General features: G+C 71.6%; 19 protein-coding genes. 4 read left to right on the forward strand and 15 right to left on the reverse strand.

The window, feature by feature from the left end; all coding sequences use genetic code 11:
- Nucleotides 1–9 precede the first annotated feature (9 nt).
- The 6 genes from AVL62_RS10245 to AVL62_RS10270 all read right to left on the reverse strand — a co-directional run bounded on the left by AVL62_RS10245 (nt 10) and on the right by AVL62_RS10270 (nt 5,110).
- Nucleotides 10–291: an Lrp/AsnC family transcriptional regulator gene (locus AVL62_RS10245; protein WP_058891530.1), complete on the reverse strand. Its 282-nt coding sequence runs from the start codon at nt 289–291 to the stop codon at nt 10–12.
- A 23-nt stretch (nt 292–314) separates the two neighbouring features.
- Entirely contained in the window at nt 315–650 is a 336-nt protein-coding gene (locus AVL62_RS10250) for a metallopeptidase family protein (RefSeq protein WP_201023259.1), read from the reverse strand.
- Nucleotides 651–750: 100 nt separating this feature from the next.
- Nucleotides 751–2,559 (reverse strand): cytochrome b, encoded by a 1,809-nt coding sequence (locus AVL62_RS10255; RefSeq protein ID WP_058891531.1) that lies wholly within the window; start codon nt 2,557–2,559, stop codon nt 751–753.
- A 2-nt stretch (nt 2,560–2,561) separates the two neighbouring features.
- Nucleotides 2,562–3,650 (reverse strand): ubiquinol-cytochrome c reductase iron-sulfur subunit, encoded by a 1,089-nt coding sequence (locus AVL62_RS10260; RefSeq protein ID WP_058891532.1) that lies wholly within the window; start codon nt 3,648–3,650, stop codon nt 2,562–2,564.
- Nucleotides 3,651–3,653: 3 nt separating this feature from the next.
- Nucleotides 3,654–4,457: a c-type cytochrome gene (locus AVL62_RS10265; protein WP_058891533.1), complete on the reverse strand. Its 804-nt coding sequence runs from the start codon at nt 4,455–4,457 to the stop codon at nt 3,654–3,656.
- A gap of 56 nt (nt 4,458–4,513) precedes the next feature.
- Nucleotides 4,514–5,110: a cytochrome c oxidase subunit 3 gene (locus AVL62_RS10270; protein WP_058891534.1), complete on the reverse strand. Its 597-nt coding sequence runs from the start codon at nt 5,108–5,110 to the stop codon at nt 4,514–4,516.
- A 181-nt stretch (nt 5,111–5,291) separates the two neighbouring features.
- On the opposite strand from AVL62_RS10270, the gene AVL62_RS10275 reads away from it, so the two are divergent.
- From AVL62_RS10275 to AVL62_RS10285, 3 genes are read left to right on the forward strand one after another with little or no spacing between them, the layout of a single operon-like run.
- On the forward strand, nt 5,292–5,714 hold the full coding sequence (locus tag AVL62_RS10275; RefSeq protein ID WP_058891535.1) for a response regulator transcription factor: 423 nt from the start codon (nt 5,292–5,294) through the stop codon (nt 5,712–5,714).
- A complete protein-coding gene (trpD, locus tag AVL62_RS10280; protein ID WP_058891536.1) occupies nt 5,711–6,811 on the forward strand; it encodes an anthranilate phosphoribosyltransferase in 1,101 nt (366 codons plus the stop codon). Before AVL62_RS10275 ends, trpD begins: the two co-directional genes overlap by 4 nt.
- Nucleotides 6,812–6,834: 23 nt before the next feature.
- Nucleotides 6,835–7,806, forward strand: a complete 972-nt coding sequence (locus AVL62_RS10285; RefSeq protein WP_058891537.1) for a quinone oxidoreductase family protein — start codon at nt 6,835–6,837, stop codon at nt 7,804–7,806.
- Nucleotides 7,807–7,840: 34 nt separating this feature from the next.
- Here the strand turns inward: AVL62_RS10285 and AVL62_RS10290 are convergent, their stop codons facing one another.
- The 9 genes from AVL62_RS10290 to AVL62_RS10330 all read right to left on the reverse strand — a co-directional run bounded on the left by AVL62_RS10290 (nt 7,841) and on the right by AVL62_RS10330 (nt 16,902).
- The gene (locus AVL62_RS10290) at nt 7,841–8,242 is read right to left on the reverse strand and encodes a cytochrome c oxidase subunit 4 (protein ID WP_058891538.1); all 402 of its coding nucleotides are present in this window, start codon (nt 8,240–8,242) and stop codon (nt 7,841–7,843) included.
- Nucleotides 8,242–10,020, reverse strand: coding sequence for a cytochrome c oxidase subunit I (gene ctaD / locus AVL62_RS10295; RefSeq protein WP_058891539.1), 1,779 nt, complete (start codon nt 10,018–10,020; stop codon nt 8,242–8,244). Before ctaD ends, AVL62_RS10290 begins: the two co-directional genes overlap by 1 nt.
- Nucleotides 10,020–10,907 carry a cytochrome c oxidase subunit II gene (coxB, locus tag AVL62_RS10300; RefSeq protein WP_058891540.1) on the reverse strand — a complete coding sequence of 296 codons (888 nt, stop codon included), beginning with the start codon at nt 10,905–10,907 and terminating at the stop codon, nt 10,020–10,022. Before coxB ends, ctaD begins: the two co-directional genes overlap by 1 nt.
- A gap of 52 nt (nt 10,908–10,959) precedes the next feature.
- A complete protein-coding gene (gene aat / locus AVL62_RS10305) occupies nt 10,960–11,742 on the reverse strand; it encodes a leucyl/phenylalanyl-tRNA--protein transferase (RefSeq protein ID WP_083518862.1) in 783 nt (260 codons plus the stop codon).
- A gap of 45 nt (nt 11,743–11,787) precedes the next feature.
- On the reverse strand, nt 11,788–12,138 hold the full coding sequence (locus AVL62_RS10310) for a HesB/IscA family protein (RefSeq protein WP_058891541.1): 351 nt from the start codon (nt 12,136–12,138) through the stop codon (nt 11,788–11,790).
- Nucleotides 12,139–12,222: 84 nt separating this feature from the next.
- A complete protein-coding gene (locus AVL62_RS10315) occupies nt 12,223–13,323 on the reverse strand; it encodes a glycerate kinase (protein WP_161937877.1) in 1,101 nt (366 codons plus the stop codon).
- Nucleotides 13,324–13,351: 28 nt separating this feature from the next.
- A complete protein-coding gene (trpS, locus tag AVL62_RS10320; protein ID WP_058891543.1) occupies nt 13,352–14,491 on the reverse strand; it encodes a tryptophan--tRNA ligase in 1,140 nt (379 codons plus the stop codon).
- Nucleotides 14,492–14,543: 52 nt separating this feature from the next.
- Nucleotides 14,544–15,512, reverse strand: a complete 969-nt coding sequence (locus AVL62_RS10325; RefSeq protein ID WP_058891544.1) for a glutathione S-transferase family protein — start codon at nt 15,510–15,512, stop codon at nt 14,544–14,546.
- Nucleotides 15,502–16,902, reverse strand: a complete 1,401-nt coding sequence (locus AVL62_RS10330; protein WP_058891545.1) for a dipeptidase — start codon at nt 16,900–16,902, stop codon at nt 15,502–15,504. Before AVL62_RS10330 ends, AVL62_RS10325 begins: the two co-directional genes overlap by 11 nt.
- Before the next feature lie 58 nt (nt 16,903–16,960).
- On the opposite strand from AVL62_RS10330, the gene AVL62_RS10335 reads away from it, so the two are divergent.
- Nucleotides 16,961–17,554: a DUF3043 domain-containing protein gene (locus AVL62_RS10335; protein WP_083518864.1), complete on the forward strand. Its 594-nt coding sequence runs from the start codon at nt 16,961–16,963 to the stop codon at nt 17,552–17,554.
- Nucleotides 17,555–17,574: the final 20 nt, after the last annotated feature.

A 17,574-nucleotide genomic window follows, 5' to 3' on the forward strand; every position in this document is an offset into this window, starting at 1 on the left:
CGGTCGGCCTCAGTGCTCCAGACCCAGGGAGAACCCCGCCTCGAGGTCGGAGGAGGAGTAGGCGCGGAAGGAGATGTGGGTGGTCGTCTCCAGCACCCCGCCCACCTTGTTGAGGCGGTCGGCGATGACGTCGGCGAAGTCCTCGTGCCGCTGCACCCGCGCGATCGCGATGAGGTCGACGTCCCCGGTCACGGAGTAGACCTCCCGGATCCCCTCGATCTCGGCGATCTCCTGGGCGACCTCGGGGATGCGACCGACCTCGGCCTTGATCATGACGATGGCAGAAATCACCCGCTCACTCTAGCCCCCGACGCTCAGCCCCACCCCAGCTCGTGCAGACGGTCGTCGTCGATCCCGAAGTGGTGGGCGATCTCGTGCACCACCGTCACCGCGATCTCGTCCAGCAGCTCCTCGCGGTCGGCGCACATGCGCAGCAGCGGACCCCGGTAGACGAAGATCCGGTCCGGGAGCTGGGCCCCCCAGTCGCGCTCGGTGAGCGGGATGCCGTCGTAGAGACCCAGCAGGTCCGGATCCTCGGGCGGGGGCTCGTCCTCGACGAGGAAGACGACGTTGTCGAGCCGGGCCATGAGCGGTGCGGGGACGAGGTCGAGGGAGTCCCCGACGGCCTCCTCGAACTCCTCCACCGACATGGTCAGCGGCCCGTCCTGGGGCACGGCATCCTCGGGCCCCGGACGCGACCGCGCCCCGCCATCCGTCTCCGGGGCAGGGCGCGGTCCGTCGGGCTGGACCTCAGCGATGGTGCGTGGGTGCCTGGACCGCGGACCCGTGCCCGTCGGAGAAGTCGTCGTCACCGGTGCTGTCGTTGACGGGCGCACCCAGCTGGGGGACACCCGGCGCCTCGAGCGCGTCGTGCTCTCCGTGGTGGTGGGCCGCCGCGAGCTCCTCCGGCGTGACCGCGGTGACGGCGTCCTTGTAGAAGAACGACGACAGGGCGGCCTGCGCACCCGCCAGCGGGCTGCGGCGGCGGGCGACCCCACGGCTGTCGACGTCCGGGCCCTGGGTGAGACCCAGCGGGGTCGGGGTGTCGTAGTCCACGAGCGCCCAGCGCTCGAACTCGTCCAGAGGCTCGTGCGCCTCGAAGAACCGACCCTCCGGGGTGCGGACGATGCGCCCGGTCTCGTTGCCGTGCAGGACCCGCTCACGGTCGTGGCGCTGCAACGACAGGCACAACCGCTTGGTCACGAAGAACACCAGGACCGGGAGCACGAAGAACATCGTCCGGAAGAGGATGGTCAGGTCGTTGATCGACAGCCCCAGCTTGATGGCCAGGATGTCGTTGACGCACGCCAGGGCCAGCACGAGGTACATCGAGATGGCCGCGGCGCCGATTGCCGTCCGGGTCGGCGCGTTGCGCGGACGCTGCAGGATGTGGTGCTCGCGCTTGTCGCCGGTGACCCAGGCCTCGAGGAACGGGTAGGCGCCCAGGACCACCCACACGAGGGGCAGCAGGACGAGCGACCCGAGGAAGATGTTGAAGCTCCAGACGGTCCCGAAGAGGGTGAACTCCAGCCATCCCGGGAGCAGGCGCAGCGCACCGTCGGAGAACCACATGTAGAAGTCCGGCTGGCTGCCCGCCGTCACTTGGGTCGGGTCGTAGGGCCCGTAGACCCACACCCCGTTGATCTGCACCAGGGCGGAGACCAGGGCGGTGATGCCGAAGACGACGAAGAAGAACCCGCCGGCCTTGGCGGCGTAGACCGGCATGATCGGGAAGCCGACCACGTTGTCGTTGGTCCGTCCCGGCCCGGGGTACTGGGTGTGCTTGTGGACCACGACGAGGGCCAGGTGCAGCACGAAGAGCCCGACGAGGATCGCCGGGATGAGCAGCACGTGGGCGATGTAGAGCCGCGGGATGATGGCCTCGCCCGGGAACTCGCCGCCGAAGACGAAGAAGGTCATCCAGGTGCCGATGACCGGCGCCGACATCATGAAGCCGTTCATGGCCCGGATACCCGTGCCGGAGAGCAGGTCGTCCGGGAGCGAGTAGCCGGCGAAGCCCTCGATGATCGCCAGCAGCGACAGGACGACACCGATGAGCCAGTTGATCTCACGCGGCTTGCGGAAGGCACCGGTGAAGAACACGCGCGCGGCGTGCAGCGCGATGCCGACGATGAAGAACAGCGCCGACCAGTGGTGCAGCTGCCGGATGAGCAGACCGCCCTTGACCTCGAAGCTGATGTCGAGGGTGGAGGCGTAGGCCTCGGACATGCCGACACCCTTGAGCGGGACGTAGTCGCCGTCGTAGACGACGTGGCCCATGCTGGGGACGTACCAGAGGGTGAGGAACGTCCCCGTGATGAGCGCGATGATCATCGAGTACATCGCGATCTCGCCGAGCAGGAAGCTCCAGTGGTCGGGGAAGACCTTCTTCAGGGCGAAACGCAGGCCCTTGGCCGCGCCGACGCGTTCGTCGGCCCACACCAGCGCCCCGGGGAACTTGGCGTCCGGCGAGGACTGATCGGTCTGGCTGGCCGGACGCTCCGGCGGGGTCTCATCGGAGCGCAGGTGGTCCGCGCCCTGGGGGACGTGCGTCGTCACGACTACTCAACTCCCATCAAGCCTGGGCGCTCGCGCTCCCAGAAGCTGGGTCCGACGGGCTCGCGGAACGGGCCCGCGGCCACGATGTATCCATCGCCGTCGACCGTGATCGGCAGCTGGGGAAGGGGCCGCCTGGCCGGCCCGAAGATGACGTTGCAGTCGTCGGTCATGTCGAACGTCGACTGGTGGCACGGGCACAGCAGGTGGTGCGTCTGCTGCTCGTACAGCGCCACCGGGCACCCCACGTGGGTGCACACCTTGGAGTAGGCCACGATGCCCTCGTAGCCCCACTCGCGTTGCTTCTGGCTCTTGATGAGGGAGGGGTCCAGGCGGACCAGGATGACCTGGTCCTTGGCCTTGGCGATCATCGCCTCCTCGGCACCGTGCTCCTCGACCGCCTCGTGGCCCACCCAGCCGTCCGGCATGACGTGGAAGACCGAGCCCTGGGTGACGTCACCGGCCCGGATCGCCGCGTTGGAGGGGTCGATCCGCAGCAGCGTGCCCTCCGTCCAGTTGGTGGTGTAGAGCCCCTGCGGACGCGGGCCCAGCCCGGCGACGACCGGCAGGGCGATCGGGAGAGCGAAGAGCCCCAGGGCCCCGCCGGCCGACCCGAGGATGGCCGAGCGGCGGTTGAGCTGGGAACTGCGCCAGCCGTGCGACAGGGTCTGCGCCACCGCCTCGCGGTCGTCGTCACCGGAGACCTGGGGGTGGCGCTGCTCCACCACCTCCTCGTCCGGCATGAGCGTCTTGGCCCAGTGGATGGCACCCAGGCCGATGCCGAGGAGCGAGACGGCCGTGGTGATGCCGATCGCGAGGTGGAAGAGGTTGATCTCCCCGATGCCCAGCAGGTAGCCCTTGAGGTCGGGGTCGATGGCGAAGTAGGCGATGACGAACGCGATGGACGCCAGCGCCGACAGGGTGAACAGCACGACGACCTGGATCTCGGCACGCTTGGCGGCCTTGGGGTCCTCGTCGGCGCGACGCGGCACGTGCGGCGGCAGCCCCGGGTTCTCGAAACGCTCGGTCCGGGCCGGGGCGTCGGTGGCCTGGCGCCTGGCCGGGGTGGTGTCGTCGTGGTGGGGGTTCGTCATGGTTCAGGCCGCCTTTCGTCCGAGCCACACGGCAGCGCCGATGAAGGCGAGGATGCCGATCGTCCACGCGAAGAGGGCGTCGCCGGCCGGACCCAGGCTGCCCAGCGTGTGGCCGCCCTGGTCGTTGGCGCCGTCCTCGATGCTCTTGAGGAAGGCGATGACGTCGCGCTTCTCCTCGGGGGTGATGTTCTGGTCGTTGAACACCGGCATGGACTGCGGGCCGGTGAGCATGGCCTCGTAGATGTGCTGCTCGTCCACACCCATGAGGGTGGGGGCGTACTTGCCCCGGGTCAGGGCACCACCCGTGCCCGAGGAGTTGTGGCACATGGCGCAGTTCGTGCGGTAGACCGCGCCGCCGTTGGCAGCATCACCCTGGGAGGCGTCGAGCCACTGCTCCTCCGGCACGTCCGGGCCGGGGGCGAGGGAGTCGACGTAGACGGCGAGGGCGGTGATCTCCTCGTCGCTGAAGTGCACCTGCGAGATGTTGCGCTCGGCCTGGACGCCCGGCGCCGGCAGCGGCATCCGGCCGGTGGCCACCTGGAAGTCCACCGCGGCGGCACCCACGCCGTAGAGGGAGGGGCCTGCCTCGCCGTTGCCCTCGGCGTTCGCACCGTGGCAGGAGGCGCAGTTGCCGAGGAAGAGCTCGCGGCCCTCGTCGAGCTGCTCCTGGGAGGCGCCCTCGGCCGAGGTCCCGGGCGGGACGTTGGTCTGCAGGGCGGCGTAGGCCGTGCCCGTGAAGGTCAGGCCCAGGAACAGGAGCACGAGCAGCGCCAGCGGGCTGCGACGGCGGGCGGCGAGGAAGTTCACTCGGCGGTCCTTCCGGGGTTCGGGGACGGCGGGACGGGGACGGAGGCGCGGACGTCTCATTGCAGCAGGTAGATGACCGCGAACAACGCGATCCACACCACGTCGACGAAGTGCCAGTAGTAGGAGGTGACCACCGCACCGGTGGCCTGCGCGTGGGTGTAGCGCTTGGCGGTGAAGCTGCGGCCGATGATGAGGAGGAAGGCGATGAGCCCGCCGGTCACGTGGAGGCCGTGGAAGCCGGTGGTGATGTAGAAGACCGAGCCGTAGGGGTCGGCGGTGGGGGTGAGACCCTCCATGGTCAGCGTGGCGTACTCCCACACCTGCCCGGCGATGAAGGTCGCGCCGAAGAGGTAGGTGAGGGTGTACCACTCCCGCATGCCCCAGCCGGTGTCGCCCAGGGGGTTGCCGATGTGGAACAGGCTCCCGGTCCGGTGCGGGATGCCCCGCTCGGCCTTCCACACCCCGAACTGGCACCACACGGAGGAGATGACGAGGATCATCGTGTTGATGGTGGCGAAGGTGACGTCGAGGTACTCGGTGCGCTCGGCCCACAGGTCGGGAGAGACCGAGCGGATGGTGAAGTACATCGCGAACAGCCCGGCGAAGAACATGATCTCGCTGCCCAGCCAGACCATGGTGCCGACCGCGACCATGTTGGGCCGGGTCGCCGGTCCGTGCGCGGTCGCGTGGAACCGGTCGGCGTCGCTCAGGGTTGCTGCAGGAGATGTCGCCACAGGCCCATCTTAGGCCCATCGCGGCACAGCACGCGCGGCCACCCCGCCGCAGGCGCTCCCGTGCTTCCTCCGGGTCGGGCGGCTCGGTAGGATCGCCGGCATGAGCACTCCCGCGGTCCCCTCCGCCTCCGGCGGCCTTACCACCACCTCCGTCTCGGTCCTGCTCTACAGCAACGACCGCTCGGTGCGGGACGCCGTCCGCGTCGGCGTCGGTGAGCGGCCCGCGGACGACGTGGTCATCGAGCGGTGGAAGGAGTGCGCCACCCCCGAGGTGGCCCTCATCGAGGCCCGGGACGGCGACTACGACCTGCTCATCCTGGACGGCGAGTCGCAGCCCTACGGCGGCATGGGCGTCTGCCGGCAGCTGAAGAACGAGCTGTTCGACTGCCCCCCGGTCCTCGTGCTCACGGGTCGTCCCGGCGACGGGTGGCTCGCGACCTGGTCGCAGGCCGACGCGGTCCTCTCCCGCCCCCTCGACGAGGCACGGCTGACGGCGGCCGTCGCCGACCTGGCCCGCCGGTGACCGACGGCGGCGCCGACCGGACGGGAGGGGCCGGCGCCGGAACCCTCGTCACCGGCTGGGCGGACGTCCTCAGCGCGCTCACCCGCGGCGAGGACCTCTCCAGCAGCACGACGTCCTGGGTCATGGACCAGGTCATGACGGGCGCGGCCAGCGACGCCCAGCTCGGCGGCTTCCTCACCGCGCTGCGCACCAAGGGCGAGACGGCGCAGGAGATGTCCGGGCTGTCGAGCACGATGCTGCAGCACGCGCACCGGCTCGAGGTCCCGGGGCCGACCGTCGACATCGTCGGGACCGGCGGCGACCGGGCCATGACGGTCAACATCTCGACGATGTCGGCCGTCGTCATGGCGGCGGCCGGCGCGACGGTGGTCAAGCACGGCAACCGCGCCGCCTCCAGCCGGTCCGGGTCCGCCGACATGCTCGAGGCCCTCGGCGTCCGCCTCGACCTCTCCCCCGAGCGGGTCCGGCAGGTCGCGCACGAGGCGGGCATCACGTTCTGCTTCGCCCTCACCTTCCACCCGTCGATGAGGTATGCCGGGGCCGTGCGCCGCGAGCTGGGGATCGGCACCGCCTTCAACTTCCTCGGGCCGCTCACCAACCCGGCGCAACCCCGCTACGCCGCGGTGGGCTGCGCCGACGCCCGCATGGCCCCGCTCATGGCGCAGGTCTTCGCCGACCGCGGCACCCGGGCGGTGGTGTTCCGCGGTGACGACGGCCTGGACGAGATCACCACGGCCACCACGACCTCGCTGTGGTGGGCGGACGACGAGGGCCGGGTGGCGCAGCACGTGCTCGACCCCCGACGCCTCGGCCTGCCCCTGCACCCCCTGGAGGAGCTGCGCGGGGAGGACGCCGAGCACAACGCCCGGGTGGCCCGCCGTCTCTTCGACGGCGGGACGGGTGCCGTGCGCGACGCGGTCCTGCTCAACGCGGGCACGGCCCTGGCCCTCGTCGAGGCGGGTGAGTCCTCCACGCACCCCGGCAGCGCCGAGGAGCTGGACGGGGCGGTGCGCGACGGCATACGCCGGGCCGCCGAGGCGCTCGACAGCGGCGCCGCCGCCCAGGTCGTCCAGCGGTGGGTCGCCGCGACCGGCTGACCGGCCCGCGATAGCGTCGCGGCATGCGCGCCATCATCGTGGACCAGCCCGGAGGGCCGGAGGCCCTGACCCTCGTCGACCGCCCCACCCCGGAGCCCGGCCCCGGCGAGGTGCTGGTCGACGTGGCCGCCGCCGGCGTGAACTTCATCGACGTCTACCACCGCTCCGGCGCCTACCCCCTGCCGACCCCGTTCGTCGTCGGCAGCGAGGGGGCCGGGACCGTCCGCACGGTGGGCCCGGACGTCTCCGGGGTCGCCGAGGGAGACCGCGTGGCGTGGGCCATGTCGCCGGGGACGGGGTACACCGACGAGGCCGTCGTGGCCGCCGACCGCCTCGTGCTCGTGCCGTCGGAGGTCGACCTCGAGACGGCCGCCGCCGTGATGCTGCAGGGACTGACGGCCCACTACCTGGCCCGGACCACCTTCGAGGCCGCACCCGGTCACACCGCCCTGGTGACCGCGGCCGCCGGCGGTGTGGGCCTGCTGCTCACCCAGCTGCTCGCCCGGGCGGGGACCCACGTGATCGGCACGGTGGGCTCGCCGGCCAAGGCCGAGCTGGCGCGTGCCGCCGGCGCCCACGACGTCGTGCTCTACCGCGAGGAGGACCTGGTCGACCGGGTCCGGGAGATCACCGGCGGCCAGGGGGTCCACGTCGTCTACGACGGGGTGGGTCGGGACACCTTCGACGCGGGGCTGGAGCTCCTGCGCCCGCGCGGCACCATGGTGCTCTTCGGTGCGGCCAGCGGACCGGTGCCCCCGGTCGACCCGCAGGTCCTCAACCAGCAGGGCTCGCTCTTCCTCACCCGGCCCAGCCTGGCGCACTACGTCGCCGACCGGGCCGAGCTGCTCGCCCGCGCCGACGACCTGATGCACCTGGTGGCGGCCGGGGAGCTACAGGTGCGGGTGTCCGGTCGTTACGCCCTAGCCGACGCCCATCAGGCCCACACGGACCTGGAGGCCGGGGGCACCACCGGCAAGCTGCTCCTCCTGCCCTGACGAGGACCGGCCGCCAGGACCCGCGGCCGGGGCCTCAGACCGCCTTGGCGCCCCGGAAGAACTCGAAGGTCCAGCCGAGGATGGAGATGAGCAGGAAGGGCACCGCGCAGATGAGCAGCCACCAGCCCACCGCGAGCCCCAGGGCGACCACCGCGACCGACAGGCCCAGCCACAGCGGCCACCAGCTGTAGGGCGCGAAGTGGCCGTAGTCGCCGGACAGGTCGGCGATCTCGCCCTGCAGGTCGTCCTCGGGGCGGGCGTCCGTCTTGCGGCCGGTCACCCAGAGGTAGAAGGCGATGAACGCCGTGAAGAGCATGGTGAGGAGCAGGCCGATGACGCCCACCCACTCCAGGGGGTCGGTGAACCACGCGTAGAGCGCCGTGGCCAGCGCGAAGAACGGCACCAGGGCACCGAAGACCTTGACCTCTGCCCGCATCAGCCGCGCTCCTTGCCGGTGTAGCCACCATGGTCCGTGCCGTTCTGGCCGTCCGGGTCCGTGTCAGGCCCACCGAGCAGCTGCTCGGCGACCCCCTTGTCGGGCTCGGGCGACTCCAGGGTGCCGATCTGCGGGTGGTGCAGGTCGAAGGCGGCGCGCTCGGAGCGGATCCGCGGCAGCGACTCGAAGTTGTGCCGCGGCGGCGGGCATGACGTCGCCCACTCCAGCGACATACCCCAGCCCCACGGGTCGTCCACCTCGACCTTCGGGGTGCGGAAGCTCTTCCACACCGCGTAGAAGAAGGGGAGCATGGAGGCGGCGAGCAGGAAGGAGGAGACGGTCGACAGCTGGTTCATCCAGGTGAAGCCGTCCTCGGGCAGGTAGTCGGCGTAGCGCCGGGGCATGCCCTGCACCCCCAGCCAGTGCTGGATGAGGAAGGTACCGTGGAAGCCCAGGAACAGCATCCAGAAGTGGATCTTGCCGAGCCGCTCGTCCAGCATGTGGCCGGTGAACTTGGGCCACCAGAAGTAGTAGCCGGCGAACATCGCGAACACCACGGTGCCGAAGACGACGTAGTGGAAGTGCGCCACCACGAAGTAGGTGTCCGACACGTGCCAGTCGAGGGCGGGGCTGGCGAGGATGACACCGGTCAGCCCGCCGAAGAGGAAGGTGATGAGGAAGCCCACGGCCCACAGCATGGGCGTGTCCATCTTGATGGAGCCCTTCCACATGGTGCCGATCCAGTTGAAGAACTTCACCCCGGTCGGGACCGCGATGAGCATGGTCATGATGGTGAAGAACTCCAGCAGGATGGCGCCCGTGGCGTACATGTGGTGCGCCCACACCGCGACCGACAGGGCGGCGATCGCCATCGTCGCCATGACCAGGGTCTTGTAGCCGAAGAGCGGCTTGCGCGAGAAGACCGGGATGACCTCGGAGATGATGCCGAAGAACGGCAGCGCGATGATGTAGACCTCGGGGTGGCCGAAGAACCAGAACAGGTGCTGCCACAGCATGGCGCCGCCGTGCTCGGGGTCGAAGATGTGCCAGCCGAAGATGCGGTCGGTGGCCATCCCGAAGAAGGCGGCGGCCAGCACCGGGAAGGCGACCAGCACGAGGATCGAGGTGACGAGGATGGTCCAGGTGAAGATCGGCATCCGGAACATCGTCATGCCGGGGGCGCGCATGCACAGGATGGTGGTGATGAAGTTCACCGCGCCGAAGATCGTCGCGAACCCGCTGACGGCCAGCCCGACCACCCACAGGTCCCCGCCCAACCCGGGGCTGTGCGTGGGCCCGGCCAGCGGCTGGTAGGCGAACCAGCCGAAGCTGGCGGCCCCGCTGGGGGTGAGGAAGCCGCCGACCGCGATGAGGCTGCCGAAGAGGAACATCCAGAAGGCCAACATGTTGAGCCGGGGGAAGGCCACGTCCGGCGAGCCGATCTGCAGCGGCACGAGGGCGTTGGCGAAGCCGGCGAACAACGGCGTCGCGAACATCAGCAGCATCACCGTGCCGTGCATGGTGAACAGCTGATTGTAGATCTCCGGGTTGTCGACGACCTGCAGCCCCGGGACGAACAGCTCCGCGCGGATGAGCAGCGCCATGAGCCCGCCCAGGATGAACCAGGCCATCGTGGTGACGAAGTAGAGGTTGCCGATGACCTTGTGGTCCGTCGTGGTGAGGACCCGCACGGCGTTGCGCACGAACGAGCTGCGCTCGGACACCTGCGGCGGCCGCGGGGGGGCGCCGACCTCGGGGCGCTCGGTGGTGATGGCCATCAGTTCCTCACTCCCTCGGGCAGCTTGTCCTGCTGGTCGGGCTGCAGCTCGTACTGGTCGAGGTCAGGCCCCAGCTGACCGGTGTTGCCCGACTCCTCGAGACCGGCGATGAAGGCGTCGTACTCCTCCTGCGAGACCACGTCGACCTCGAAGAGCATCTCGGAGTGGTAGGCCCCGCAGAGCTCGGCGCACTTGCCGGCGAAGGTCCCCTCCTCGGTGGTGGTCACCTGGAAGATGTTGACCCGCCCCGGCACCATGTCCAGCTTCTGCAGGAAGTTGACGACCCAGAAGGAGTGGATGACGTCGCGCGAGGTCAGCACGAACTCGACGCGGCTGTCGACCGGGAGCACCAGCCTGGGCAGGGTCTCCGGGACCCCCGGCTGGCCCTCGTTGAGGTCGCGGGCCTGCTGGCCCGTCACGTAGACCTGCTCCTCCACGTAGTTGAAGTCCCAGCTCCACTTCTTGGCGGCCACGTTGACGACGACGTCGGGTTCCTGGTCGGTGTCGAGCATGGCGTTCTGCAGGGTGACCGTCTGCCCGAACATCGCCGCGACCATGAGCACGGGCACGACGGTGTAGAGGATCTCGAAGGGCACGTGGTAGCGGAACTGGACGGGGACCTCGTCCTCGCTGCGGCGCCGGTAGGCGAAGACCGCCCACAGGACGAGGAAGCAGACCAGCGCCCCGACCGCGAGCGCCGCGATCCAGGTGGCGTTCCAGAAACCGATGACGTCCGGACCGACCTCGGTCGCGGGCTCGGGGAGGTATCCGCGGGTGACGTCACCGCACCCGGAGAGCACCGCAGCACCCGTTCCGGCGGCCACGAGGACCGCCGCCCGGCGCCTCACGGACCCGGCCAGGGCCACTCGTCGTTCGGTCCGTGGCACAGATCCACCTCTTGATGCTGGGACGGTCGGCTTCACGCCAGACACTCTACCCTCACCGGGTGGCTGCGGCTCTCCCACCGGGGGGTATGCCGCGCCACCGGCGGGGCAGGTCCTGCGCCACCCGTTCGCGGAGCAGGTCCAGGTAGCTGCTCCGGCCGACCGCCGTGACCCCGAGGGAGCGCAGGTGGGGGGTCTGCCACTGCACGTCCAGCAGCCACGGCTCCCCGTCCTCGGAGAGGACGCCGACGAGGGCGTGCAGGGCCACCTTGGAGGCGTCCGGGACCCGGTGAAACATCGACTCACCGGCGAAGAGGCGGCCGACCGCCAGCCCGTAGACGCCGCCGACGAGGTCGTCCCCGGACCACACCTCGACCGAGTGCGCCCACCCCAGCCGGTGCAGGGTCCCGTAGGCCTCGGCGACGTCCCGGGTGATCCAGCCGCCGTCCCGCCGGGGGTCGGCGCACCCTTCGACGACGGCCTCGAAGGCCTCGTCGACCGTCGTCCGCCACCCCCGGCCGGCGCGACGGGCGGAGCGGCTCAGGTGCAGGTCGCCGGGCAGGAGGATCCCCCGCGGGTCCGGCGACCACCATCCGATCGGAGGGGCGCCGCCCTCACCCAGACCCATGGGGAACAGGCCCGCCCGGTAGGCGGCGAGGATGGTGCCCGGCGCGAGGTCGGCGCCGATCCCGACCAGGTCCTCCCCCGGGAGCGCACCGTCCGTGGTCAGCTCCCACGGGGTCGGCTCAGGCTCCGCCGGAGCTCGGGCTGCGCCGCGCCCGGCTGCGCCGGGAACTGCTGCGCCGGGAACTGCTGCGTGCTCGCTCCGCTCGCCCATGCTGTCTGTTCCGCGGAACAGGCTCGCTCCGCTCGCGTTCCGCGGTCAGCTGAAGCTGTCTCCGCAGGCGCAGGAGCTGCCGGCGTTGGGGTTGTCGATGGTGAAGCCCTGCTTCTCGATCGTGTCGGCGAAGTCGATCGACGCACCGTCGAGGTACGGCGCGCTCATCCGGTCCACGACGACCTCGACACCGTCGAAGTCGGCGACCAGGTCGCCGTCGAGGGTGCGCTCGTCGAAGTAGAGCTGGTAGATGAGCCCTGAGCAGCCGCCCGGCTGCACCCCGATCCGCAGGCGCAGGTCGTCACGACCCTCCTGCTCGAGCAGGCTCTTGACCTTGCCCGCCGCGAGGTCGCTGAGGGTGACGCCGTGGCTCTGGGTGGTCTGGGTCTCGGTCATGCGCTGGGGTCCTCTCGTGAGGGGAAGTCGTGCACGTGGAACGTCACCCTGGGGCGATCCTGTTCCCGTCCCCGCCAGGGTACGTCACCGGGGTCCGGGCGGCGTCCAGGTGCGGGCGACCCGCCCCGCCAGCTCGCCCAGGTCCTCCCCCGCGCGCAGGCCGTAGGAACCGCTCACCCCGAGCGACATGCCCTCCCGGCGACCGACCGCGACCTGCCGGGCGAGCACGACCGTGGGGGCGGCCACCTCGGAGGCCGCGCGGGCCGTGTCGGGGACCACCCCCGCGTGGACGGTCGTCCAGTCGTAGGTCTCGGTGACGAGCACGACCAGCGCCCCGGCCAGCCGACCGCCGACGCCCAGGTCGTCGAGCAGCAGGCGGGGGCCGGTGTCGGTGCGCGCCCCGAGCAGCTGCAGGGCGTACCCGATCCCCCCGGCCACCCCCGACCCCGGCGACCGCTCGGGGCGGCGGGGCAGCCCGGTCAGCAGGTCCCGGGGCGGTGGCAGCAGCGCGTTGACGCGGTCGGTGAGCATCCCGAGCTCGGTCTCCAGCCGCTGGGTCACCGCGGGCGCCACCCCCAGCTCGCCGAGCGAGGCGCTGGCCCCGTGGAAGCCGAGCAGCGACGCCTCGGTGGTCGTCGCGAGCACCAGCGCGACGTCGGACCAGCGCTCGCGGACCGCGGCCAGGTGCTCGAGGTCGGCACCGGCACCGAGCTCGACGAGCAGCCCGCGGCCGCCGTCGTGCGCGGCCGCCGGGCCGGCGCCCACGACGACGCGGCCGACGCCCAGGTCCCGGGCGCGGCGCAGCAGCACGCCGACCCCGGCACTGGTGAGACCGACCGGGTCTGCGAGCCGGGCCGCGTCCACGAGGTGGCGTCCGACGACCTGCGCGGTGTCGAGGTATGCCGTGGCCCCCTCCCCCTCGCCGACGACGGTGACCGCCGCGGGCACCTCGCGCCCGGCCGGGTCGGGCACGAGGACGGGGTGGGTCGCGGTGGGGACGCCGGTGGAGGCGGCGCGCTCGCCCACGACCGCGGCGAAGCCGGCTCCCCCGTCGTGCAGCGGGTGCGCCTCGACCTGCGCGTGCGGGGCTGCCCGGCGCCATCCCCGCGCCACGACCTCCTCGGTGCCCGGCGGGAGCCGGTCACCGGAACGGTCGACGACGACGACCACGCGTGGCGTGCGCACCCTCAGCGCCTCTCGACCGCGCCGGGACTCAGGCGTAGACCATCTGCATGGCCTCGCGCACCTCGGACAACGTGGCCTCGGCCACGTCGTTCGCGTGCGCGTTGCCGGCGGCGAGCACCCGCCGCAGCTCGGCCGGGTCCGCCTCCAGCTCGGCCCTGCGTGCCCGGAGCGGGGCGAGGTGCTCGTTCACCGCCTCGGTGACCACCCGCTTGAGGGCGCCGGACCCGCCGTCCCCGATCTCGTCGGCGACGGCGTGCGGGTCGCGACCGGTCGTCAGGGAGGCCAGCAGCACGAGGTTGGAGACCTCCGGGCGCCCGACCGGGTCGTAGGTGATGTGCCGGTGGGGGTCGGTGACGGCCTTCTTGACGGCACGCGCGGTGTCGTCGGCACTCATCCGCAGCTCGATGACGTTGCCGCGGGACTTGCTCATCTTCTGCCCGTCGGTGCCCAGCAGGTTCGGGACCTCGGAGAGCAGCGCGTCGGGGGCGGGGAAGACCGGCGCCGAGCCGTCCCCGGCCCGGCCGTAGCGCTCGTCGAAGCGCCGGGCCACCACCCGGGTCTGCTCCACGTGCGGCAGCTGGTCCTTGCCGACCGGGACGACGTTGGCCTTGCAGAAGAGGATGTCGGCGGCCTGGTGGACGGGGTAGGTGAGCATGAGACCGGTCATGGGCCGGCCGCCGGTCGCCTCCTGCTCGGCCTTCACCGTGGGGTTCCGGCGCAGCTCGGCGTCGGTCACGAGCGACAGGAAGGGCAGCAGCAGCTGGTTGAGCGCGGGCACCTGGGAGTGCGCGAAGATCGTGGTGCGTGCCGGGTCGACCCCCACCGCCAGGTAGTCGGCGAGCAGCGAGAACACCCGCTCCTGGATCGAGTCGACGGTGTCCCGGTCGGTGATGACCTGGTAGTCGGCGATGAGCACCCAGGTGTCCACGCCCTGGTCCTGGAGGGCCACCCGGTTGCGCAGGCTGCCGAAGTAGTGGCCCAGATGCAGGTGGCCGGTGGGGCGGTCCCCCGTGAGCATCCGGTAGCGGGAGGGGTGGTGCTCCAGGTCCGCCCAGATCTGCTCGCTGCGGGCCGTGCTGCGGCGCAGGGAGGCCTCGGACGTGGAGTCCGAGAGCGCCTCGCTGCCGGGGTCGTCCTGCGGTCGGGTCGTCTGGGGCTCGGTGGTCACGACGAGTGATGGTAGCCACCCGCGCCGCCGGTGCGGCGCGGGTGGTCCACCGTCAGCGCAGCGACTCCCGCCCGTGCGGCGTGGTCCAGCCGCTGGTGTCGGGACCGAGCGGGACGACACCGGTCGGGTTGATGTCGCGGTGCGTCGCGTAGTAGTGCGCCTTGACGTGCTCCAGGTCGACGGTGGACCCGAAGTCCCACGTCTGCCACAGGTCCCGGGCGTAGGCCCACAGCACGGGCATCTCGGTCAGCTTGTGCCGGTTGCACTTGAAGTGGCCGTGGTAGGCCGCGTCGAAGCGCACGAGCGTGGGCCAGAGGCGCACGTCGGCGAGGGTGAGCTGGTCACCGACGAGGTAGCGCTGGTCGGCCAACCGCTCGGAGAGCCAGTCGAGCCGGGAGAACAGCTGCTCGAAGGCCTCGTTGTAGGCCTCCTGGCTGCCCGCGAAGCCGCAGCGGTAGACACCGTTGTTGACGTCCGCGTAGACCAGGTCGGATACCTCCTCGATCTCGTCCCGCAGGTGCTCGGGCCACAGGTCCGGGGCGTCCGGGGCGTGGTGGTCGCCCCACTCGGTGACGAGGTCCTTGACCATCTGGTGGAAGTCGTTGGTCACCACCCGGCCGGTCGTGGTGTCGACGAAGGCGGGCACGGTGATGCCCGAGTCCGGGTAGCCCTCGGGGCGGGCGTCGTAGGCGTCCTTGAGGCGGGGTATGCCCAGCACCGGGTCCACGCCGCCGGGGTCCAGGTCGAAGGTCCAGGAGTCCTCGTCGTGCACCGGTCCGGCGACGGCCATGCTGATGGCGTCCTCGAGTCCCAGCAGGTGACGGGTGAGGATCGTGCGGTGGGCCCACGGGCAGGCCCGCGAGACGGCGAGGCGGTAGCGGCCCGGCTCCACCGGGAAGCCGTCGCGTCCGTCGCGCGTGATCCGCTCGGGGATGTAGTGGCTCTTGCGCTCGAAGCTGCCCTCGGAGCTGACGTAGCCGGAGGAACCTTCGGAGCGGGTAGTTGAATCGTCACTCATCATGGTCCCCATCATGCCCTGCACCCGCCAGCCGGTCCAGCAGGAGCGCCTCGGCCAGGCATACCCGCTCGAACTCGCCCAGGTGCAGGCTCTCGTTGGCCGCGTGCGCCCGGGTGTCCGGGTCCTCCACCCCGGTGACGAGGATGGCCGCGTCGGGGAAGCGCTCGGCGAAGGCCGCCACGAACGGGATCGAGCCCCCCACCCCGATGTCCACCGGGTCGACCCCGTCCCAGGCGTCCCGGAAGGCGGCACGGGCGGCGTCGTAGACCGGCCCCTGCGCGTCCGCGGCGAACCCCCGGCCGTCGTCGACCACGGTGACGTCCACCTGGCAGCCCCAGGGCGCGTGCTCCTGCAGGTGGCGGGTGAGCGCCTCCGCGGCCCGCGCCGGGTCCTCCTCGGGGTGCAGCCGCATGGACAGCTTGGCCCGCCCGACCGGGGTGAGCAGGTTCGCGGCGGCGTCCACCGCGGGCGCGTCGATCCCGATGACGGTCATCGAGGGTCGGGTCCACATCCGGGACAGCAGGGAGCCGGTACCGATGGTGCGGACCCCCTCCGGCAGGCCCGCGTCGGCCCGCAGGTCGTCCTCGGAGAAGTCGAGGTCGGCCGCCTCGGAGGTGCGCAGACCCGGCACGGCCACGTCGCCGTCCTCCGTGTGCAGCGTGGCCAGCAGGCGGCACAGCGCGGTGAGGCCGTCAGGCACGACGCCGCCGTAGAGGCCGCTGTGCAGACCGTGCTCGAGGGCGCGCACCTCCACCACCACCCGCACCATGCCGCGCAGGGTCGTCGTCAGCGCGGGAACCCCGACCTTCCAGTTGTGCGAGTCGGCCAGCACGATCGCGTCGCACTCCAGGTCCGCACCGTGCGCCTCCAGGATGCGGGGCAGCGAGTCCGAGCCCACCTCCTCCTCACCCTCGACGAACACCGTCACGCCCACGGGGGGCCGGCCCGCGTGCGCCCGCAGCGCCGCGACGTGGGCCATGATCCCCGCCTTGTCGTCGGCGACCCCCCGGGCGTACAAGCGGTCCCCCACCTGGGTGGGCGAGAAGACCGGGGTGTCCCAGTCGGCGTCGTCGCCGGGGGGCTGCACGTCGTGGTGCGCGTAGAGCAGGACCGTCGGGGCACCCTGCGGCGCGGGGAGGTGACCGATGACGGCCGGTCGCCCGCCCTCGCGCACCACCCGCACCTCCAGCCCCTCGGCCCGCAGCAGGTCGGCCGTGGCCGCTGCGCTGTCCTCGACGTAGCGCTGGTCGAAGGAGTCGAGGGAGACCGAGGGGATGCGGGTGAGGGCCTCGAGGTCCGAGCGCACGCCGGGCATGAGCTCGGCCATCCGCGCGGCGAGCTCTCCGGTCCGCTGCTGCGTCGTCGTCGGTCGGTCGTCGGTGGGGGAAGTCACGCGGCCCAGGGTAGCGACGCGGGCCGGCGCGCCACGGGCGACCAGTAGACTGCGTCCTGTGCTGTTCGGGAAGAAGTCGACCGAGGTGGCCCCGGAACCGGTGACCACCGCTCCGCCGACCGACCCGGCACGGCCGGGTGGCAAGGGCCGCCCCACCCCGCGGCGACGCGACGCGGAGGCCGCCAACCGCCGACCCCTCGTGGTCGACCGCAAGGCGCAGACCGCCGAGCAGAAGGCCAAGGTCCGCGCCGAGCGCGCCCGGGTCCGCGAGGCCATGCTGGACGGCGAGGAGAAGTACCTGCCCGCCCGGGACAAGGGTCCCGAGCGGCGCTACCTGCGTGACGCGGTGGACACCCGGTGGAACGTCGGCGAGATCCTGCTCCCGGCGATGATCCTCGTGCTGGCCATCTCCCTGCTGCCCTTCGACTGGGCCCGGGGAGGCACCTTCCTCGTCGCCTACGCCCTCATGCTCGGCGGCATCGTCGACTGCTGGCTGCTGTGGCGCCGCACGCGCACGCGCTTCACGGCCACCTTCGGGCACGCGCCCGGGCGGGGCTCGGCCTGGTACGTCGTGCTCCGGGCCTTCCAGATGCGCCGCAGCCGGATCCCCCGGCCGGCCGTCGACCGGGGGTCCGAGCTGCGCCGACGCTGATCCCGCCGGGCCGCCACCCC

It is taken from the genome of Serinicoccus chungangensis (assembly GCF_001483745.1).
Lineage (GTDB): Bacteria > Actinomycetota > Actinomycetes > Actinomycetales > Dermatophilaceae > Ornithinicoccus > Ornithinicoccus chungangensis_A.

Bases quoted from the DNA above. Each gene is read 5' to 3' on its own strand.
- AVL62_RS10250 (WP_201023259.1), bottom strand. From the start codon at position 650: ATGTCGGTGGAGGAGTTCGAGGAGGCCGTCGGGGACTCCCTCGACCTC.
- AVL62_RS10260 (WP_058891532.1), bottom strand. From the start codon at position 3,650: ATGACGAACCCCCACCACGACGACACCACCCCGGCCAGGCGCCAGGCC.
- AVL62_RS10270 (WP_058891534.1), bottom strand. From the start codon at position 5,110: ATGGTCGCGGTCGGCACCATGGTCTGGCTGGGCAGCGAGATCATGTTC.
- AVL62_RS10275 (WP_058891535.1), top strand. From the start codon at position 5,292: ATGAGCACTCCCGCGGTCCCCTCCGCCTCCGGCGGCCTTACCACCACC.
- AVL62_RS10285 (WP_058891537.1), top strand. From the start codon at position 6,835: ATGCGCGCCATCATCGTGGACCAGCCCGGAGGGCCGGAGGCCCTGACC.
- AVL62_RS10290 (WP_058891538.1), bottom strand. From the start codon at position 8,242: ATGCGGGCAGAGGTCAAGGTCTTCGGTGCCCTGGTGCCGTTCTTCGCG.
- ctaD (WP_058891539.1), bottom strand. From the start codon at position 10,020: ATGGCCATCACCACCGAGCGCCCCGAGGTCGGCGCCCCCCCGCGGCCG.
- aat (WP_083518862.1), bottom strand. From the start codon at position 11,742: ATGGGCGAGCGGAGCGAGCACGCAGCAGTTCCCGGCGCAGCAGTTCCC.
- AVL62_RS10310 (WP_058891541.1), bottom strand. From the start codon at position 12,138: ATGACCGAGACCCAGACCACCCAGAGCCACGGCGTCACCCTCAGCGAC.
- AVL62_RS10325 (WP_058891544.1), bottom strand. From the start codon at position 15,512: ATGATGAGTGACGATTCAACTACCCGCTCCGAAGGTTCCTCCGGCTAC.